Origin of the sequence: Rhodococcus sp. BP-261, from assembly GCF_019835205.1 — a bacterium.
GTDB classification, from domain to species: Bacteria; Actinomycetota; Actinomycetes; order Mycobacteriales; family Mycobacteriaceae; genus Rhodococcoides; species Rhodococcoides kyotonensis_B.
The window spans coordinates 35,709-54,589 of record NZ_JABUCO010000008.1 but is presented as its reverse complement, the minus strand read 5'-3'; the positions used below and the strand labels follow the sequence as shown (position 1 = coordinate 54,589).

The window sequence follows — 18,881 nt, the reverse complement described above, 5'->3', positions numbered from 1 at the left end:
ACCTTCCGATCGAACTGGCTGGTATATAAAATTCAGTTGTTTGTTCGACAGCGTGTCGATCCTGCATCCAGCAGCCGACGCGCTTGCCCGGAAGGACATCTGGATGTCGTACGACCGCGGAGAAGACCGTTCTTCACGGCATGCGGAACTACCCGCGCTTCTTGCTCAGTTCGCGCGCGACATGCGCGACGAACGCAGGTCCACGTCGAATACGCTCAACGGTATTCTGCACACGGCGGTCGAGCTCGTCGACGGCGCCGACAGCGGCTGCATCACGACGCTGACCAAGGGCGAGCGCACGGTCGTAGCCGCGACCGACGAGATGGCCGAGGAACTGTGCCGTCGACAGTACGAGTACGGCGAAGGTCCGATCGCATCGGAGGTGCGCCACTTCGATGTCGTGGTAGCCGACGATCTCGGTGTCGAACATCGCTGGCCCCAGTTCGCCGCAGGCGCCGTCGACCAGGGCGTGCGGTCGTTGGTCGCGTTCCAACTGTTCAGCAACGGCGACGACGTCGGAGCGCTCGTGCTCTACAGCAACCGAGCCAAGGCGTTCGGCCCCGACGCCGTTTTCACCGGGGAGGCGCTGGCCGCCCACGCCGCGATCGCGCTGCTCGGCGCGCGGGACAACGAACAGTTTCGCGCGGGCTTGGCCAGCAGGGACATCATCGGCCAGGCGAAGGGCATGATCATGGAGCGGTACAAGATCGACGCGGATCAAGCTTTCGAATTGCTGACCAAACTGTCGCAGCAGCGGAACATTCCGCTCAAAAAGGTCGCGGAGGAGCTGGTCGCGGCAGAGCGTCCGTAGGTCGGCCCTCCCTGCTGTTCCGGTACGCCGACTGTCGAACCGCTCGAAGCCATTCGGGCGCAGGCCGGACCTGCGGGTGACTGTTCCGAACCGGGTCGAAACCGACCTGTGCGTCCGAGATGCCACTCGGACCGGTCGGACGAAGGTACGCCAAGGGCACGAAATCGTCTGCCCCGCATGCCTGGTCGATGCGAAATTCCATTCGATTGCTGAACAGCGCGTCGCGCGCGTTCTCCAAATTCATGGCGCCGGTGGGCGATTCGGTCGCCACGGCGCGAAGCCACCACGAACGCCCGTCGTACTGCAGAGGCATCAGCGTCGAGAACTCGGCGGTTCCCCACGACCGTGCCGGCCACGGAATCATGCGGCCGACGATCCCTTTGCCCGATCCCGCGAGCAGAACGTCCCAGTCCTGCTCGTCCGGTGACCGTCCGAATCTGCGAAACGCCAGTCCCCCGATGTCGGGTATGCCGAAGGGCAGTCCGATCCCCTTCGACAGACGTGCGAGCACGTCGCCCGACTGCAGCGGCAGCCCGTGCCCGTCCGGCGCCACGCGGCGCACCTCACCACGGAACATGACGCCGTCGGGATGGAACACCCGGGCCTGACGCAGCGCCGACGCCGCACGAAAAGGCATACCTACCAAGGCTGAAAAATCCATGCGCTCCCTCGACTTCCGGACGCACGGATTCCCCACGGCGGCAGGTATCAATCCTCACGAGCGAGTTCGGTTGCTGCGCAACCCCCGAGCGCGGCTGGTTTGTTACGACGACCCGGGGGTATCACGTCGTTCGGATACATCGACCGACCCGACAACGAGGGGTGTGCGTGATTTACGCTGCGCGAAACAAGGCTGCGCGAAACAAGGAAACGGACGGCGGACGCCCGTGAGTGCGGACAAGTTGCACATCGCGATCGTCGCCTCGAACCGCTTCCCCATCAAGCAACCGTTTGCGGGCGGACTCGAAGCGCACACGTGGCACCTGGCCCATTCGTTGGCCGACGCTGGGCACGAGGTGACTCTCTTCGCCGGGCCCGGGTCGGACCCTGCATTGGGCAGCACGTGCCTCGACGTGCAGGTCCTCGAATTGTCTCCGCAGGCCCGCGCCGACGTCTCGATGCCGTCGGACACGTTCATGTCGGATCATCACGCGTACCTGCGGCTCATGCTGGACCTGGCAGCCAGCAGCCAGTACGACGTAGTGCACAACCACAGCCTGCACTATCTGCCCATCGCGATGGCGCGAACACTCGCGACGCCGGTGCTGACGACGCTTCACACTCCGCCGACGCCGTGGATCCAGTCGGCGGTGGCCGCGTGCGACGGCGTCGGAACCAGGTTCGCCGCGGTCAGTCGGCACACCGCCTCGATGTGGCACGGGATCGTCGACGAGATCGACATCGTGCCGAACGGTGTCGACGTGCTCGGTTGGCCCGAGGGATCCGGCGGCCCGTATCTCGCCTGGTCCGGCCGCTTCACACCCGAGAAGGGGCCCCACCTCGCGATCGAGGCCGCAGTACGAGCCGGGTACCCGATCAAGCTCGCGGGCCCGATCTCCGACCCGGAGTACTTCGCTCGCGAGATCGGACCTCGCTTGAACGACCGGGTGACGTACGTCGGGCATCTCGATCAGCGCGAACTCGCCGCGTTGGTCGGCGGGGCAGCTGCCGCGCTGGTCACCCCGTCGTGGGACGAGCCCTACGGGCTGGTGGTGGCCGAGGCGTTGGCGTGCGGCACGCCCGTCGCCGCGTTCGCGCGTGGAGGCATCCCCGAGATCGTCACCGCCGACTGTGCGACGCTGGTACCTGCCGACGACGTCGACGCCCTGGCCGCAGCGATTCCGCGTACCGTCGCGCTCGACCGAAAGACGGTCCGCCGTCACGCGATCCTTCGATGCTCCGCCGAGACGATGCTCGACGCCTACCTGCACCTGTATCGAGGAATGATGTCGGCGCCGGTGACAAGGTTGCACGATCCCGTGAAGCATCTTCGCCCCGCGGGACGTCGTCGCCGGCCGGCCTGAACCATGGCCGAACGAGCTCGTGTGCGTGAGCGCACTCGTGTGGTGCGGTGGTGGCGCCTGTGGCGGACGCGTCGCCCCGTCACCTTCACTGACAAGGTCAAGTACAAGATGCTTCGTGACCACCGCAGGCTACTGGTCACGTTCGCCGACAAGGCAGCGGTTCGTGATCATGTGGAATCCCTTGTCGGACCGGGCTTTCTACCGACTGTGTACGCGGTTCTGGACTCCCCGTCCGATCTCGTCGATCTCGAGCTCCCCGCCGAGTTCGTCATGAAGCCGACTCACGGCAGCGGGGCGGTCGTCGTCGTGTCGGACAACGCCGAACCGGACACCGAACTACCGCCGATCGACGCGTGCTGGAGCTACACACACGTCCGACCCAAGCGGGCCGATCGACGGCACCTGGCGGCGATCGCCGATTTCTGGACGCGTCAGCTGTACGGTCAAGGACCCAACCGGGAGTGGGCGTACGGCGCCGTTCCCCGTCGAATTCTGGTGGAAGAGCTGCTGACCGGGCCGCACGACGGTATCGCGGACGATTACAAGTTCTTCGTGTTCCACGGCCGGTGCGAGTTCGTACAAGTGGATACCGGACGCTTCGGTGGGCGGACCCAAGACTTCTACCGTCGTCCGTGGACCCACCTACCGCTGAGTGGGGGCCCGCCGCACGCAGATCCACCGCAGAACACACCGCCGAAGTTGGACACGATGATCGAGATCGCCGAAACGCTCTCGCGTGGCACGGATTTCGTACGCGTCGATCTGTACGTCGTGGGGTCCAGGATCGTCGTGGGCGAGCTGACGAGCTATCCGGCCGGCGGTAACAGCCCGTTCGAACCCGCGTCGTACGACCGTGAGTTCGGCCGGTACTGGACGGTACCGCGCAGATACACGGACTGATCAGCCGACGAACCAGTTCATGAGCACCGATGTCCCTGCATCGGAGTGATCGATGGACACCCCGTCGCACAGGGCCGTCATCAACGGAATACCGTTGCCGCGCACCGGATTCGACGCCGGTCTCTGCCACACACCGTGATCGACGACGACCACCTGCAGCGCCCGCTCGACGGTCGAGTAACCCGCTCTCAGGTCGAGAGTCCCAGTTGTGTCCAAGTCGCGGTACGCATGCTCGACGACATTGGCCATCGCCTCGTAGACGGCGAGAGCGATGTCGGCGCTGCGGTCGTCGTCGAAGTCGGTGATGCCGAGCCATCCGACGAGCGCATGTCGTATACCGCTGATTGCCTCACCGTGGGCGGGAACGTCCAGGAACACGAATTCGCTGGGACCGACGCCGGGTACGGGATCGAAGTCGGCCGACAATCCAGTCATAGGCGAGCCATACCCGATATCGCCGAAATATCGCGGGCCCTTGCGAAAAAGAGCCTACGAGTCCACGGCGTCGATCGCGGAGTCCAGATCGGTGAACACCGTGATCGTTCGGTCCAGCCCCGTGATGGTCAACGGTCGACGCGTCGCGGGGCCGTCCGCGACGACCGCGAACGTGCCGAAAGGCGTCACCCGTCCACTGATTTCGACCAGAACGGTCAGTCCCACCGAGGCGAGAAAGGTGACTCCGGACAGGTCGACGACCAAGGCGTCGATACGGGATCCGGTCAGCACGGAATCGAGGGACCGAGACAGATGCGGCGCCGTCGCCAGGTCGATTTCGCCGCGCACAGCTACCACGGTGACGGAACCTGCGTGCTTCACCGTGACATCCAACGGAGGTTGTGCCACTTCGAGTCCCTGGGTGTGAGCCATCCTGCTGCCGTCGAGTCTAGTCCTGCACGTCGTCGATGCCGTTGCTGTTCCGGCGCCTCGACCGCAAACGCCGGTACTTCACCACCCAGGAAATCACGACGGCACACCACCCGACCGCGATCACGATGCCACCCCAGAGTGCAGCCTTGGCAAGGCTGTGATCCGAGTAGACGTATCCGATGCCGCCCCACAACGCGCCCACTACGACGAACAGCGCCATGACCGAGAGCGCCGACTGTGTCGTCTTGTTCACCACCACGAAGTTTTCCTACCCACAATGGGCAGCGATCATTCCTCCCGGTCCGTGCTTCCGATCACGACGTCGCCGCCTGCTGCTATGCGACGGGCGACGTCGACGATCGGGCTGCCGGTCCGCCGCGCGAGACCGCGCAGGACGTCGTGAGCAGCGCCGATATCCAGTCCGTGCCGCTCGGCGATGATCCCGACGGCGAACTCGGTGTCGGCGGTGTCTGCGGCATCGGCGCGAACGGCGTCGGATCGGTGACGGCGCTCGCCGTCGTCGGACAGCCGTAGCGCGGCACCCGCCAGGTCGGCGAGCACCTGAACGCTCATCGCGTCGCGCGGGGTTCGCATCCACGGCTCCTCGGTTCCGACGACGACGGCCCCCACCGGTCCGCCGTCGATGCGGATCGGATAGGCCCGCACTGCGGCGAGGCCGACACCGACGGCGTCCGACGCGAACGCGGCCCAGCGCGTCGACGGTTCCGCGGTGTCGTCGACGACGACGACGGCATTGGTCGCGACGCTCGTCGATGCCACGCCCATGAAGACCGAGTCCGGAGGCGCGGCCGATTCGTCGGTGGACGCGGCGACCACGAACGACGTCGGGTACGAGGCGACCACGGCCGCGCACGACCCGGATACGACGGCCATCGCCTGCTGCGCGATGGTATCGAGAATCTCGTGCGAGTCGCGGTGGACGGGTGCGGTGAGCATGCCGCTGACCGATGCCAGACGGGTGGTCACGGGAACGGTGTTGTCGGTCATCTCTACCTCTCGGGCGTTACTGGGGACGATGTCGGCGGCGTCCACCTCATGTCTCGCCCTGCGTGAATGTCGTTCGGTGTGCAACTACGTCGTCGGCGATCTCGGTGAGCGAGCACTGCTCCAGATAGGCCCTGGCCCGCATCGCGGACAGCGCATCGGCGAACGTGACGTTCAACTGAACCGACACCATGCCCGCCGCATAGTTGATCTGAGGCCGAGAGAACTCGGAATCCCAAATGCCGCGTCGGTGTCCGTCCTGGCTCAGTTCTTCGGCGCCGTTGCCGTCGCTTTTCTCGCCCGCGCCGAAGTACGTCAGCACCACCTGCCCGACGATGTCCGCACCGCGTTCCATCGCCGCGTACTCGTCAGGTGTCGGATCGCCTGCGCGTGTCCGATACAGCTCGAGCACACCGAACACCGTCGACGCGACCCGCAACGGGAAGGTGAAGACAGCCGCAGCGCCTGCCGCGGTCGCATCGTTCGCGAACGCGAGCCAGCGATGCTCGTACTCTTTCCGACGCAGATCCGGGCACAGGACCGGCTGCCCCGAGCTGAACGCGTCGAGACATGGACCCAGGCCCGCGGTGAACTGGATGTCGTCGAGGTAGTGGGCGACGGCATTGCTGGCGTACACCAACTCCCGGGCTCCCGACGGCGCCATGAGCGTGACCGCACCACCGTCGGCGTTCGTGCTGCTCGTGACGGCATCGCACGCCTGGGAGAGCAACAAACGCGACGGGCTGCTGTCCCCGGCGGGAACGCTCCTGCCGGTCAGCTCTGGGCCGTCGTCCTCGTGGCCCGACGCCGATGATGTCATGGCGGACTCCTGCACTCGGTGTGATCGACTTTCGTCTACCACTGGTCCGTTGTTCCGGATCCGAGATACGTGTGAGTTGCCTGCCGATGCTGCATCACCGCGTTCATGATGTCGGGTCAACTTCCCTCTCAGTGCGCCAACCGCACTGAAACGGACGAAGGTAACGCCCACCTCGACGGCGAACGCACCTCGGCGGGCGTAAGTTCTTCACCCTGTGATTTCGAGCGGTTGCTTGATAATTGCGTCTAGCGTACGACCTTAGATGACTCTCCGCGCCACGCACGGCATACCGTTCGGAAGGTTTACGATGTCGCCGAGACAAGCGTCGCCGTACCAGGTGACGAGTGAGGCGACACGATAGCGATGGCCGACGACAGCAGTCCTCAGCGCGGCGGACCCCTGTGGGAGTCGGATCCCGAGTTGGCCTCCGCCGTCGAGATCCGCCTGTCGCTTCCCATCCGCGGTAGCGACGATCTGATCGAACTGATGGCACGCGTAGCGGCCATCGCCGTGCAGCATATCGCCGGTGCCGATCACGCGGGCATCACCGCCGCATTCGACGACATCGCGCCGTTCACGGTTGCTCCGACCGACGAACGAGTGTCGACGTTCGACCGCGCACAGTACGAGTTCGACGGCGGCCCATGCCTGCTGGCCGCGCGAACGGATCGCATCGTGCATTTCGATCTCGCCGAGATGGGGCAACTGTGGCCCGACCTGTCCATCACGGCCCATCAGAGCAGCATTCGCCGAGTGACCGCAGCGCCGTTGCACCATCGGGCCATCTCGGTCGGCTCGCTGAATCTCTACACCGACCACAGCACCGCGGCGACGATACTCACCACGTCCGAATTGCTGCCGGTTCTGCTCGGACACCTCGACCGCGGACTCGACGAATTCGGACTGCACCTCACGTCGACGGCGTTGGCCCACGAACTGATGCAGGGCGTCGAGACCCGGGCACTGATCGACAACGCCATCGGGGTGATCATGGGGCTGAGGCACTGTTCGGACACGCAGGCGGCCGATCTCCTCGACACGAAGGCGCGCACCGAGAACATCGGCCGTCGCGACGCCGCGCGACGGGTTCTCGACGATCGAGCACTGTGATGTGGCGCAGGCCCGGACCTGGCGTCGGACGTGACGTTGATCGCTGAAGGTTTGAGCGTCAACGTGCTCGACGTCGGTTTTCAGGTCGAAAGTAAAAGAATGGATATATAGAAAGTCGCCGAGCCCGCTTGAAATTTCATAAACAGACCGCGCATTCTGGAGTCATGGCTACCACCACCGACATCGCGCCCGAGGAACAGCGAGCACTGGACGAGATCGTGTCTCGTCTGTCGGAGAAGTTCCCCGAAACGGACTCGTCCAAAGTCGAATCCGCTGTTGCGGACGCGCACCGCCGTTTCGACGACACGAAGATTCGCGACTTCGTTCCGCTGTTCGTCGAGCGGCACGCGACCTCAGCTCTGGCGAACTAGGCGCTGCGCGCCCGTGCGCGCGAATGTGCACCCCGCTATACATTCGCGCTCACGACTCCGGCTGGTCGAGCCGACCCAGCAGCTCCACCGCAGCCCGGGCGTACTCCCCGATCCAGCGATCCGAAATTCGCTTGATCGGCAGCGGAGCCAGCGACAGATGCCGCTCACGCCCGACCTTCCGTCCCGTCACCAGTTCGGCCTTCTCGAGCACACGCAGGTGTTGCAGAGTGGTCGTGCGATCGACCTCGGGCAGCAGTGCGCACAGCTCACCGGTCGTACGTGGGGACTCCTTGAGGATGTCGAGCATGCGCCGACGGATCGGCGCGGCGAGGGCCTTGAAGACCGCATCGTCGTCGTCGGTCTTGTGCTCGATTCGGGACATGTTGTAAAAATACAACATGACTGAAAATCTGACGGAACTGTCCTTCACCGTGTCGGGTCGGATTTCGCGTCCGATCGCCGAGGTCTACGAAGCGGTGGCCGATCCCGCGCAGCTGTCCCAATACTTCACCACCGGCGGGGCACGTGGCCGCCTCGAACCAGGGGCCGAAGTGTCGTGGGATTTCCACGATTTCCCGGGCGCGTTCCCTGTCCACGTCGTCGAGGCAGACCCGCCGAACCGCATCGTCATCCGATGGGGCGGCGAAGCCACGACCGCCGAAGATGGCCACACCACAACGACTTTCGAGTTCGAGTCGCTCGACGACGACACCCGCACACTCGTCACGATCACCGAGTCGTCATGGACGCCCACCGCCGACGGCGCCAAGAACGCGTTCGGCAACTGCCAGGGTTGGACCGGCATGCTCGCTGCGATGAAGGTCTGGATCGAACACGGCATCACCCTGCGGGAGGGCTTTTACAAATAGCGGCGCGTTATCTCGCCGACGCCAGCTCGTTACCTCTCCGTGTCCATTCGGGTTCCACTGTAGAGACATGGGCCTGTCAGGCTCATCGGTAGAACTTCCCGCCTGCGAAAGAGAGGAATCCGATGACAAGCCCAGAGCACGCCGACGAGGTCGAGACTCGACCCGCGTCGTTCCTGCAGATGTTCGTCGACGCAGATACGCGCGACAACATCGAACCCGTCGGCTAGATCCCCGCTCGTCCGCGGATGGACGCCATGGCGTCCTGCGCCTCCGCGAGAAGGCCGTCGACGTCGACGCGTACGAGTCGATGGTCCCGCTTGTGCACGACACCGTCGATCATCACGAACGACACATTCGACGGATTCGCAGCCCTCACCGCGAGCGTGGTGGCGTCGTAGACCGGCGCCGTGTTGACCGAATCGGATTGCACCAGAACGAGATCCGCCGGCCTCCCCTCGGCCAGCACTCCCGCGACGTCGCCCAGACCCAGCGACCGCGCCCCTCCCGCAGTTGCCCAGTCCAGTACCGTCGCATCGGCGACGACGCCCTGCTTCGCGTCCACTCCCCCAGGCAGGTCGGCGGTCAGCTTCATGACGCCGAACATGTCCGCACTGCCGGACAACACCGTGTTGTCGACGGACAGACCGATCGGCACCCCGGCTGCCTGCATCGCAGCGATGGGCGGAAGCCCGTATCCCACTTGCAGTTCCGTCCACGGGCTGATCGACACCGGCGACTGGGCCCGTGCAATCGCGTCCAGATCAACAGGACTGGCTGCGGTCAGATGAACCAGTTGCACATCCGGGCCGAGTCCTCCACGCGCATCCAGCTTTTCGACGCCACCGAGTGCCGCGGCCTCTGCGTTCGACGCCATATGGATTGTGATCGGCAACCCGACCGAACGTGCGGTGTCCCATTCCTGTTGCCAGACAGCATCTTCGGACCGATCGGGTCCGCGTGCGCACATTCCCAGCGACACCAGGCCGTCGGGCAGCGACCCGGCGAACTCTCTCAGGTGCGTCAAATTCATCGGCTCGGCAGCACCCAGCGCCTGGGGATAGCCGTACGCGAATCGCCCACGAACGCCCGACGAATGCATCGCCTCGAACTCCGCTTCGGCGTGCGCGGGGCTGATCACGTTGTGCGCCCAGTTGTGCACGGTCGTGATACCGCCGTTCACCGCCTCCGCCAACGCCAGTCGCACGCCGAGTCCGCTGTCCTCGGGCGAGAACAGCCCGGAGATCGACGCCATGCTGGGCGCGAATCCGCCTTTCGACGTCTGCCCGAACCCACGGGCCAGCGAGTTCCACATGTGCCAATGAGTGTCGACGAGCCCCGGCAGAGCAATGCATCCGGATGCATCGACGACGTCGGCCCCCTCTGCCGACAGCCCGGTGCCGATCTCGGTGATGCGTCCGTCGTCGACGCGGATGTCGGCGTCGGTCAACTCGCCCCTCGCGGGGTCCATCGTGAGTACCGAACTCGCCCGCCGAACAAGAAAAGAACCGGTGTTCGACGCCTTGGCGTCGGCACATCCGGCGAGAGTGGCTGCGGCCCCGAGGGAGGCCGCGACTCCACCGAGGATGGCTGCTCGTCGTGAAATGTCTGGCACGATCGCTCCTGCCGCAAAAGTCCGATTGTCTTATCAAACCCCACAGTACGGACTGACGGTCAACGACGCCGGGCGACCATTGCCCCGTGCGACCTGGTGTCCGGTTCGTGCCTGGTCAGGCTCTCGATCACGTCGAAGTCGGCAGCTTCCACTACGGCGCACAACCGTTCGACCGGCCATCGGTACGCGGTGACGACGGCGTGGTCGAACGGCTCGAGCTCGGACCATTCGAAGAACCCGAGCAGCAGTGTGCCACCGGGGCGGAGTGCGCGTGCGAACTCGGCCAGCGGTTCCGCGATCCGGTCGGGCGTGTGATGAATCGTGGAGTACCAGCTCAGAACTCCGCCGAGCGAACGGTCGTCGACACCGAGAGATGCGATATCACCGACGCGGAAACCTATCTCCGGGGATTGCCGACGCGCATGGTCGACGAACGTCTCGGACAGGTCGACGCCCTCGACGTCGACACCCAGCGAGGCGAGGAGACGTGTCCAATGCCCCGGACCGCACCCGGCGTCGACGACGGGTCCGGTCAGCGTTCTGGCCCAGGCGGAGATGAGCGCACGGTCGTCGGGATGGACGGATTCCAGAGTTCCGCAGACGTCGACGTACTCCGCTACACGTTCGGAGTATGCAGCCGCCACCGTCTCACCCGAGTAGGCATCTCGCACCCGCCCAGACTGCCATGTCGACCGCAGACCGAGCCGAAAATAGTTCTACGCCGCCTGTTTTCGTCGGCGATGGAAGCTGGGCCAGGGTGTCCGGTCGGGGTCGACGACGGCCGGCGGGATGCAGTAGGGGTGTCCGTCGTCGCCGATCAGTAGTTGCCAGTCGGAGTTGTGGATCTCGTTGTGGCACGCCCCGCACACCAATGCCGAGTTGTTCAGATCCGTCGTACCGCCGTCGACCCAGTACTTCACGTGGTGCACGATGCACCACTGCGCGGGTTTGCCGCATTTGATGCAGCACCGGTCCCGAACCACCACCGCTGCCCGCAGCCAGGGCGGTGCGAGGCGTTCGCTGCGGCCCATCGCCAACGGCACACCGGCATCGTCGACGACCACCGGCGTCAGATTTGCATCACAGGACAGCATCTCGGTGAGCCGTCGACTGATCGGGCCGGTCCACGACAGCATGAACGGCCACCCCGGATCGTCCGGTCCAGGACCAGGACCAGGACCAGGACCAGGACCAGGACCAGGACCAGGACCAGCATCGGCGCCGGTACCCGATCCCGTGCCGGCGTCGCCGGTGGGCGTGTTCCGATCCGGCCGCAGCAGATCTTTCAACCCGACGACCAGGTTGACGTTGGCCCGCACGCCTCCTTGTTTCGGAGATTTCCCGCCCTGGATGTGCAGGTCCAGCATCCGGTCCAGCCCGTCCGCGCGGCGCTGCGACGCGGTCCGCGGATCCGGGGTGCCATCGGGTGACGGTTCGGGTTTCGACAGCGGTGAGAGCACCGACTGCAGTTTTTCGGCCAGCAGGATGTCGAGGTTGCCTTTGAGCTGCATCCGCCCGTTCGGCAACGGATACAGATCGAGGGTGTTCATCGCCCGGTTCTCCGACGACGGCACCGGAACCGGCCCCAACGGCGCGACATCGTCATCGGGGTTGTCGGCGTCTCGCCGGGCACGTTCCGTCTCGTAGCGCACACGGGCGGCTTCGGCGGCTGCGTGGGCGAGCTCGGCGGCGCGCCGGGACACCCCGAACACGGTGTGATCGCGGGCGTGATCCAACAAGGTTGCGACCACACGGGCCAACTCGTCGTCGGACAGGGTGGGGTCGGCGGTGCGGACCGAATCGTGCCCGGCGACTATGGCACGAATATGGTCGCCTTGGATGTCTCCGTTCACGGCCGCGTCGAACACGTTGGTGTGGATGTCGAGCCAGTACCCCCACGTGATGTGACGTTCGGCTTCGGTTTCGGTGATCCGCGCCGTGCGCGCATACCAGCGTTTGGTCTCCGACGAGCCCAACGACAGTGCAAGACCGCGCCGGTCGATCTCGGCGACCGTCCTGTATTTCCGTGCCACCACACCGGATTCGGCCACACACGCGGCCTCGAGGCCGGACACACAGTCCCGATCCGACAACCCCGCCAAGCCCCCCGACTCGTCCATGCCGCGCAAAGTACACCGCACCACCGACAGAAACGGGAGCCCTGCAACCCTTCCGATCACGCTGAGTGGATACCTATCGCTGCGCGTTCTCGCGCAGAAGACTCGTCAGCGATTTCACACAAGCTGAAGGAGTGCAGCATGACTACCAGCACCGTGCTCAACAACGTCGACATCGAGACCGTCGGTGGCCTGATTCAGGCCATCGAGACCGACCCGGCGAAAGCACAGACCACCTGGGCCGCCCACGTGACGTGGAAGGGCGCGTTCGCGTCGGAAGCCAGAGTTCGCACGTTCGAGCCGTCGAAGTCCGACGAGCCACCGGCCCTCGGGGGCGGGGACACCGCTCCGAACCCCGTCGAGCAGCTGTTGGGCGCACTCGGCAACTGCTTGGCAGTCGGATACGCCGCCAACGCGACCGTCGCCGGCATCGAGTTGAAGGCCCTTCGGGTCGACGTGAAGGGCGACCTGGACCTGCACGTGTTCCTCGGCTTGAAAGACGGGCACGCCGGGTTCGACTCCATCACGGCGACGGTGACCATCGACTCCGACGCGCCCGCCGAGCAGATCGAGGAACTGCACGCCAAGGTGCAGGCCAGCTCACCCGTCGGCCACACCCTGCAGAACGCGGTGCCCGTCGACGTTCGGCTCGGCTGAGCGGACCTTCAGCCTGCCGTCACATCGAATTCTCGGACGTCGGCGTCGAGGATCGCGGCCTGCTGGCCCGAGTCGGGTTCCCGATCCTCGAAACGCCGCCAGTTCTTCCCGCGTGGACCAACATTCGTACACATTGATGCGCGACGGGTCGATCAGATCCGCCCCGAGCGCGAAGTCGAGGCTGCCGTCGGCGCTTCGTGCCAGTCGCACCACCTCCACACATCCGTCGAGGTAGGCGACTCGGTCACTAACGGTCAGGTATCCGGCAACGATGATCATGCGGGTGTAGACCGTCGTCGCGCGTTCAATTCACCGCCGACGCAACCGCCAGCGCAATTCCCTGCAGCATCGCTCGATCCAACGACATCGTATTCGACGCGAACTCCACGTCTATTCTCGTTCCCGACGGCTTCACGAGCAGAACGTTCTCGATGGGCTTCCCGTCGAGGCTCGCACTCGCCGTTCCGGGTTGGTCGTCGCGAAACTGAGCTCCGTCGGAAAGGGTGAGCGTAGGGCCCTCGGGTTCCTGGTAGTCGCCATCGGAGACCGAGATCGTCATCACGTCGCCTCCGGCGAGCACGGACCCACACGCACTACTCGTCCCCTCCGGTGACACCCGCAGCGCTCCGAGCGGACGATCCAGTGCCACGGGCGCATTGATCGAGCGCCAGAAGCCGTCGAGCGCCGCATTGATGCTCTGGACCGTCCCCTCGGTGAACTGGCCACTCTCGAGCCCAGTCGTGGCACACGGAAGGGGAACGGGAAGAACGTCGCCGGGCACCGGCGTCGACCACCGCAGCTCGGGAATTGCCGCGAGGGATCGCAGCTCGGCGATCGACATGGGAACGGTTCCAGTGCTGCGGAATTCGTCGTCGCGATCGGACGCCGACGCTGTGATTCGTGTGCCGTCGGTCGCGTAGATCCGAGCCACGTTGGTGTAGATGCGCTCGCCGCTGTATTCGCTCCAGGTGTCCAGAACGTCCACCACGGTTCCGTCGGACATGGTTTCACGTGAATCGAGCCAGCCCGCCTGGCATGGACGCGGTCCGTCATCGGATCGAGTTACGTTGACTGTCAACGACCCTGCGGTTCCGTCACGAATCACCGACGCTTCGGCTGTTGTGCCAGCGTCGAATTCGGGACTTACGAATGGAACCGGCTGAAAGACGAACGGATCCGAGTAGAACAGCGCGCGGCTGCCGGCTACCACCTCGATGTCGTCGGGCAGGGCTTCTTGGATCGCGAGCGACATCGCGTTCGCCTTCGTCGACGTCAGCCACGGGTAGTCCGGGTGGTCGTACCCTTCGAGACCTGATCTCGCAAAGCCATAGGAGACCGAGTCCTCCGGCGGTTCGACGGTGTCACATCCCGGAATGGCGACGGGATATTCGACGGGTTCGCTGGCGTAACTCGACGACGCCTCCACCGGATCATTCGTCACGCCTGCAACGACTACACCCGCTCCCACGATTGCCACAACCACCAACGAATCCGTCCACGCCCACTTTTTGCTCATCGTCAGCTGTCGTCGCCCGAGATGTCCGTTCCGTTACGAGGGGTGCCGACATCGGATGTATCGCGACGTGCGGGAAGCACCGAGCATCCACCGATCGGAATGCGATTGTCGTGCGCAGCCAGGAGATAACAGGCGTCGAACAATCCGTCCACATTCCGAGATGCGGTACAGGCGACGAGGGAAAATCGCGGGACGGCCAAAGGTATCAGACGACTTTCGCCGGATACAGGACTAGGTGCCGAACCCCGCCGACAGCGCTGAGTGACGCCTTCGCACAAGAACGAGCCGCGTCGTTCGAATCGCTCTATCCTGGAGATACAGCGCCGAGAGGAATAGCCCACGGTGTAGCGACGCTGGTCTTGCCGTCGGGGCCAGCGGTGGGACGGGCAAGCCGACGGAGTGAGTAGTCCGTTCGATGCGTTCCGAAGACCCACTCGACACGCAGCGGTACCCGCCGTCGCCTGCCGCCGAGTTGGCCGACTTGGGGTTCACCGAGGCAACGGAGATCGGCCATGGCGGCTTCGGCGTCGTGTACCGCTGCAATGAAAGCGAATTGGAACGACTTGTCGCGGTCAAGGTTCTGACGGTCGAGCTCGACCAGGAGAACAAGTCCCGCTTCTTTCGGGAACAGCAGGCGATGGGGCAACTGACCGGCCATCCGAACATCGTCAACGTCTTGCAGGTCGGTTCGACCGACAGCGGGCGCTTGTTCATCGTGATGCCCTATCACCAGCTCGATTCGCTGGAGAGTCGAATTCGACGTGACGGTCCTCTTCCGCTCGACGAAGCATTACGGCTGGGGGTGAAGATTGCCGGCGCAGTGGAGACGGCGCACGGGCTCGGCATCCTGCATCGCGACATCAAACCCGCGAACATCCTGCTCAGCGACTACGGCGAGCCGGAGCTTGCTGATTTCGGCATCGCTCACATCAGCGGAGGTTTCGAAACTACGTCCGGCGCGGTCACCGGATCGCCTGCATACACCGCACCGGAAGTGCTGGCGGGCAACCCGCCCACGGTGGCAGCCGACGTGTACAGCCTGGGCGCCACGTTGTTCAGCGCGTTGACCGGCCACGCTGCGTTCGAGAGACGCAGCGGCGAGCAGGTTGTAGCCCAGTTCTTGCGTATCACCCAACAGTCGATCCCCGACCTCCGCGAACATGGGATACCCGACGACGTGTCCTCAGTCGTCGCGCGAGCGATGTCGCGCGCTCCGGACGATCGTCCTCGCACGGCATCGGAGTTCGGGGAGGAACTGAGACAGGTGCAGCACGATCTCGGCTTTCCGATGGACGACATGGCCCTTCGAGAGGAGCACCGCAGCGAGACCGATGCGAAGGCCGACGCGTCGTCCGCGAGATCGAAAGGCTCGGCGCGGCCACGTCCTCCGTCAGGATTGGGTGGAGCGACCGGAAATCTTCCGCTCGAGCTGACCAGTTTCATCGGTCGACGCAGCGAACTCACCGCGGCCAAGAACTTGTTGTCCAGTTCCCGCTTGGTCACGTTGACGGGTATCGGGGGCGTCGGCAAGACCCGTCTTGCAGTACGCGTGGCGTCGAGCGTGCAGCGTGACTTCGCCGATGGTGTCCGCCTCGTCGAGATGGCCGAACTACGTGGAATGTCCGCGCTGGTCGATGCGGTCGCTGCCGCTGTCGGCGTCCGTGGTCAGTCCGCACGGTCGATGCGTGAAGTGTTGACCGATGTTCTTTCACGCAAAGAGCTGTTGCTCCTGCTCGACAACTGTGAGCACATGGTGTCCGAAGCTGCGGAGTTGTGCCAGGAATTGTTGACAGTGTGTCCCGGGCTGAAAATTCTGGCCACGAGCCGCGAGGCACTCGGCATCGCTGGTGAATCCATACTCCGAGTTCCGCCTCTGAAGGTTCCGGACCCCAGCAGTCACCCATCGCTTCGCGCGGTGCCCAGGTACGACGCTGCAAGTCTGTTCGTCGAACGCGCAGCCAGTGCGGCACCAGGTTTCGCACTCACCGAGGACAACATCGAGGCTGTTCTGGGGATCTGCCGCCGCCTCGACGGTCTGCCTCTGGCGATCGAATTGGCTGCCGCCAGGTTACGGATGATGTCGCCGGAACAGATCCTGCAACGGCTGACCGACCGATACACACTCTTGACACGCGGCAGCAGGGGCGCGCCGGACCGGCAGCAGACACTGCGCCTCAGCATCAACTGGAGTTACGACCTGTGTACCGCGTCGGAGAAGCTCGTGTGGGGACGGCTGGCGGTCTTCGCCGGAAGCTTCGATCTCGACGCCGCAGAGCAGGTGTGCAGTACAGGCATGTCCCCGGACGAGCTGCTCGACACGTTGACCGCACTCGCGGACAAGTCGATCCTCATCAGGGACAAGAACGGGTCCGCCATGCGGTTTCGCATGCTCGAGACGCTCCGGGAATACGGTTTCGAGAAACTCGAACGTACCGGCGAGACCTTGATCATGCGTCGCCGTCATCGAGACTGGTTCGAGAGCCTGGCAACCGACGCGGAAGACGACTGGATCAGTCCTCGGCAGCTCGATTGGATCGCCCGCCTGAAGCAAGAACAGCCGAATTTTCGAGAAGCCCTCGAGTTCGACATCGACGACGATCCGGGTTCCGGGCTGCGCACCGCAACGGCGCTCTACTGGTTCTGGCTGTCCCAAGGCTCGTACAGCGAAGCCCGCGAGTGGTTGACACGGCTGCTCGAACGTATGACCGGAAAACCTACTGTCGAATGGGTGAAAGCCCTCTACTGCGCGGGCGCGATGGCGAACGTGCAGGACGACGTCGGAGCGGGCGTCGAACTCGCAGACAAGGCGCGAGCGTTGGCCGCCGACAAGGACGATCCCATGATGCAGGCGTTGGTTGCCAACGCAGATGGCACGGTTGCGCTCCACAGTGGAGACATCGCGAGGGCCTCGTCGTTCTTCGAAAAGTCGGCGCCTCTCTTCCGCCGAATCGGACACCGAACGTTGGAGACGGCCACGATGCACCTCCTGGGGCTGGCGTACGGATTGAACGGACAGACCCGCAAGGCGATCGAGTGGCACGAACAAGTCCTTGCTCTCACTGCGGAGCAGGACGAGAAGATGTACCGCTCGCGTTCGTTGTGGGCAATGGCCGTCGACGTCTGGAGGCAAGGCGAATCCGACCGTGCAGTCCGGCTGCTCGAGGAGGCCTTGGGCGCCACTCGACTCCTCCGCAACCCCCGCATGACCGCATCGTCTCTCGCTGCACTGGCGTGGATCACCCTCGGGCAGAACGATCCGACTCGGACGGCGGTCCTGCTGGGGGCGGCCGACGGAGTGGCACGATCTTTCGGCAGCTCACCTGTCATCCATCCCAATCTGATGGTTTTTCAGGACATGTGCACGAGAGGAGCCCGCGAGCAGCTCGGTAAGGCCTTCGACGCAGAGTACCGACGTGGAACACAGTTGGGCATGGACGAGGCAATCGCATACGCACTGCGCGAGCGTCCGTCCGGTGCCACGAAACCCGACGCGACTGCATCGGAGCGCTTGACCAAGAGGGAACGAGAAGTCGCAGCCCTCGTCACGGAGGGCTTGACCAATCAGGCCATTGCCGACCGGCTCGTGATCTCGCCCAGAACCGCGCAGGGGCATGTGGAGCACATTCTCGCCAAGCTCGGCTTCACCTCACGTGCTCAGGTTGCAGCCTGGGTCGCCGACCAGACGCATGAGTAGCCGACTCGACGCGATCCCCTTCATGTCATCGGCCGTGCAGTCGGTCGCGGCACAGGCTGCCAGGCCCGAAGAATCTCCTGACAAAGGGCGGCTTTGACCGCAGTGAACCGACGCGGTTCCGTCGACCTCGGCATCAGAGCAGCCTGCACCATATGAAGGAACTTGAGGCGCGAAACCCCGAACTTGACGAACACGGTCTCCGCGTCGGCTCCGCCGTACGGCGCCCACTCGATCGCAAAAATGAGCAGCACCTGTTCGGTACCGGTGAGTGAGCACTCGCGCGCGAAGAGTTCGCACCAGCCGAGTGATCGCCTGACCCAACCTAGATCGGCTGCAGGCGGGACGGTGAATGTAGCCGAAGGCTGTGAATCTTCGAGCGGCGGGACGAGTCTCAGGTGCATCGGTACCTACTGTGATCGAACGAATGAGGGGGTGGCCCAATGCTGGCCGACGTATACCCGTCTGTGACCGTCCGATCGGCGGGGTGGGGTACCTGTTCCGTGGTGTG

General features: G+C 64.5%; 20 protein-coding genes. 8 read left to right on the top strand and 12 right to left on the bottom strand.

Translation table 11 applies throughout. From position 1 onward, the window contains the following. Nucleotides 1-40 precede the first annotated feature (40 nt). Entirely contained in the window at nucleotides 41-811 is a 771-nt protein-coding gene (locus tag HQ354_RS11820; RefSeq protein ID WP_240930869.1) for a GAF and ANTAR domain-containing protein, read from the top strand. Here the strand turns inward: HQ354_RS11820 and HQ354_RS11815 are convergent. Further along, nucleotides 768-1,448: a hypothetical protein gene (locus HQ354_RS11815; protein WP_084423715.1), complete on the bottom strand. Its 681-nt coding sequence runs from the start codon at nucleotides 1,446-1,448 to the stop codon at nucleotides 768-770. The two genes, HQ354_RS11820 and HQ354_RS11815, sit on opposite strands and share 44 nt — an antisense overlap. 250 nt (nucleotides 1,449-1,698) lie before the next feature. Here HQ354_RS11815 and HQ354_RS11810 point away from each other — a divergent pair, with 250 nt between their 5' ends. Beyond that, nucleotides 1,699-2,835 carry a glycosyltransferase gene (locus tag HQ354_RS11810; RefSeq protein ID WP_068425646.1) on the top strand — a complete coding sequence of 379 codons (1,137 nt, stop codon included), beginning with the start codon at nucleotides 1,699-1,701 and terminating at the stop codon, nucleotides 2,833-2,835. A 21-nt stretch (nucleotides 2,836-2,856) separates the two neighbouring features. After that, on the top strand, nucleotides 2,857-3,735 hold the full coding sequence (locus tag HQ354_RS11805) for an ATP-grasp fold amidoligase family protein (protein ID WP_254303500.1): 879 nt from the start codon (nucleotides 2,857-2,859) through the stop codon (nucleotides 3,733-3,735). On the opposite strand, the gene HQ354_RS11800 is transcribed toward HQ354_RS11805, so the two are convergent. Genes HQ354_RS11800 through HQ354_RS11780 form a run of 5 tightly spaced genes read right to left on the bottom strand, consistent with a single transcriptional unit; the run spans nucleotide 3,736 to nucleotide 6,427 of the window. Further along, complete coding sequence (locus HQ354_RS11800; protein WP_068425649.1) at nucleotides 3,736-4,170, bottom strand: ATP-binding protein; 435 nt, start codon at nucleotides 4,168-4,170, stop codon at nucleotides 3,736-3,738. Between the two features lie 54 nt (nucleotides 4,171-4,224). Beyond that, on the bottom strand, nucleotides 4,225-4,578 hold the full coding sequence (locus HQ354_RS11795; protein ID WP_254303501.1) for an anti-sigma factor antagonist: 354 nt from the start codon (nucleotides 4,576-4,578) through the stop codon (nucleotides 4,225-4,227). 40 nt (nucleotides 4,579-4,618) lie between these two features. Continuing rightward, nucleotides 4,619-4,855 (bottom strand): hypothetical protein, encoded by a 237-nt coding sequence (locus HQ354_RS11790; protein ID WP_125833370.1) that lies wholly within the window; start codon nucleotides 4,853-4,855, stop codon nucleotides 4,619-4,621. A 35-nt stretch (nucleotides 4,856-4,890) separates the two neighbouring features. Further along, nucleotides 4,891-5,610, bottom strand: coding sequence for an ANTAR domain-containing protein (locus HQ354_RS11785; RefSeq protein WP_157105292.1), 720 nt, complete (start codon nucleotides 5,608-5,610; stop codon nucleotides 4,891-4,893). Between the two features lie 46 nt (nucleotides 5,611-5,656). After that, the gene (locus tag HQ354_RS11780; protein ID WP_222634704.1) at nucleotides 5,657-6,427 is read right to left on the bottom strand and encodes a GAF domain-containing protein; all 771 of its coding nucleotides are present in this window, start codon (nucleotides 6,425-6,427) and stop codon (nucleotides 5,657-5,659) included. Between the two features lie 363 nt (nucleotides 6,428-6,790). Here HQ354_RS11780 and HQ354_RS11775 point away from each other — a divergent pair, with 363 nt between their 5' ends. After that, nucleotides 6,791-7,537: an ANTAR domain-containing protein gene (locus tag HQ354_RS11775; RefSeq protein ID WP_068425661.1), complete on the top strand. Its 747-nt coding sequence runs from the start codon at nucleotides 6,791-6,793 to the stop codon at nucleotides 7,535-7,537. 164 nt (nucleotides 7,538-7,701) lie between these two features. After that, on the top strand, nucleotides 7,702-7,908 hold the full coding sequence (locus tag HQ354_RS11770) for a three-helix bundle dimerization domain-containing protein (protein ID WP_222634703.1): 207 nt from the start codon (nucleotides 7,702-7,704) through the stop codon (nucleotides 7,906-7,908). A 49-nt stretch (nucleotides 7,909-7,957) separates the two neighbouring features. Here the strand turns inward: HQ354_RS11770 and HQ354_RS11765 are convergent, their stop codons facing one another. After that, entirely contained in the window at nucleotides 7,958-8,290 is a 333-nt protein-coding gene (locus HQ354_RS11765) for a helix-turn-helix transcriptional regulator (protein WP_254303502.1), read from the bottom strand. 16 nt (nucleotides 8,291-8,306) lie between these two features. Between HQ354_RS11765 and HQ354_RS11760 the strand changes: the two genes are divergently transcribed. After that, the gene (locus HQ354_RS11760) at nucleotides 8,307-8,777 is read left to right on the top strand and encodes an SRPBCC domain-containing protein (RefSeq protein WP_068425670.1); all 471 of its coding nucleotides are present in this window, start codon (nucleotides 8,307-8,309) and stop codon (nucleotides 8,775-8,777) included. Nucleotides 8,778-9,000: 223 nt separating this feature from the next. Here the strand turns inward: HQ354_RS11760 and HQ354_RS11755 are convergent, their stop codons facing one another. The 3 genes from HQ354_RS11755 to HQ354_RS11745 are packed head-to-tail and all read right to left on the bottom strand — an operon-like array spanning nucleotide 9,001 to nucleotide 12,509. After that, complete coding sequence (locus HQ354_RS11755; protein WP_068425673.1) at nucleotides 9,001-10,389, bottom strand: amidohydrolase family protein; 1,389 nt, start codon at nucleotides 10,387-10,389, stop codon at nucleotides 9,001-9,003. Nucleotides 10,390-10,448: 59 nt separating this feature from the next. Then, complete coding sequence (locus HQ354_RS11750) at nucleotides 10,449-11,060, bottom strand: class I SAM-dependent methyltransferase (protein WP_068425676.1); 612 nt, start codon at nucleotides 11,058-11,060, stop codon at nucleotides 10,449-10,451. A gap of 45 nt (nucleotides 11,061-11,105) precedes the next feature. Beyond that, nucleotides 11,106-12,509 carry a DUF222 domain-containing protein gene (locus HQ354_RS11745; protein ID WP_222634702.1) on the bottom strand — a complete coding sequence of 468 codons (1,404 nt, stop codon included), beginning with the start codon at nucleotides 12,507-12,509 and terminating at the stop codon, nucleotides 11,106-11,108. 138 nt (nucleotides 12,510-12,647) lie between these two features. On the opposite strand from HQ354_RS11745, the gene HQ354_RS11740 reads away from it, so the two are divergent. After that, on the top strand, nucleotides 12,648-13,163 hold the full coding sequence (locus HQ354_RS11740; protein ID WP_114329070.1) for an OsmC family protein: 516 nt from the start codon (nucleotides 12,648-12,650) through the stop codon (nucleotides 13,161-13,163). Here the strand turns inward: HQ354_RS11740 and HQ354_RS11735 are convergent. Both HQ354_RS11735 and HQ354_RS11730 read right to left on the bottom strand, forming a co-directional pair. Then, nucleotides 13,107-13,442, bottom strand: a complete 336-nt coding sequence (locus HQ354_RS11735; protein ID WP_308115312.1) for an antibiotic biosynthesis monooxygenase — start codon at nucleotides 13,440-13,442, stop codon at nucleotides 13,107-13,109. The genes HQ354_RS11740 and HQ354_RS11735 overlap by 57 nt on opposite strands. Before the next feature lie 25 nt (nucleotides 13,443-13,467). Beyond that, complete coding sequence (locus HQ354_RS11730; protein WP_222634701.1) at nucleotides 13,468-14,679, bottom strand: hypothetical protein; 1,212 nt, start codon at nucleotides 14,677-14,679, stop codon at nucleotides 13,468-13,470. Nucleotides 14,680-15,094: 415 nt separating this feature from the next. Between HQ354_RS11730 and HQ354_RS11725 the strand changes: the two genes are divergently transcribed. Beyond that, the gene (locus tag HQ354_RS11725; RefSeq protein ID WP_068425691.1) at nucleotides 15,095-18,373 is read left to right on the top strand and encodes a protein kinase; all 3,279 of its coding nucleotides are present in this window, start codon (nucleotides 15,095-15,097) and stop codon (nucleotides 18,371-18,373) included. Nucleotides 18,374-18,881 lie beyond the last annotated feature (508 nt).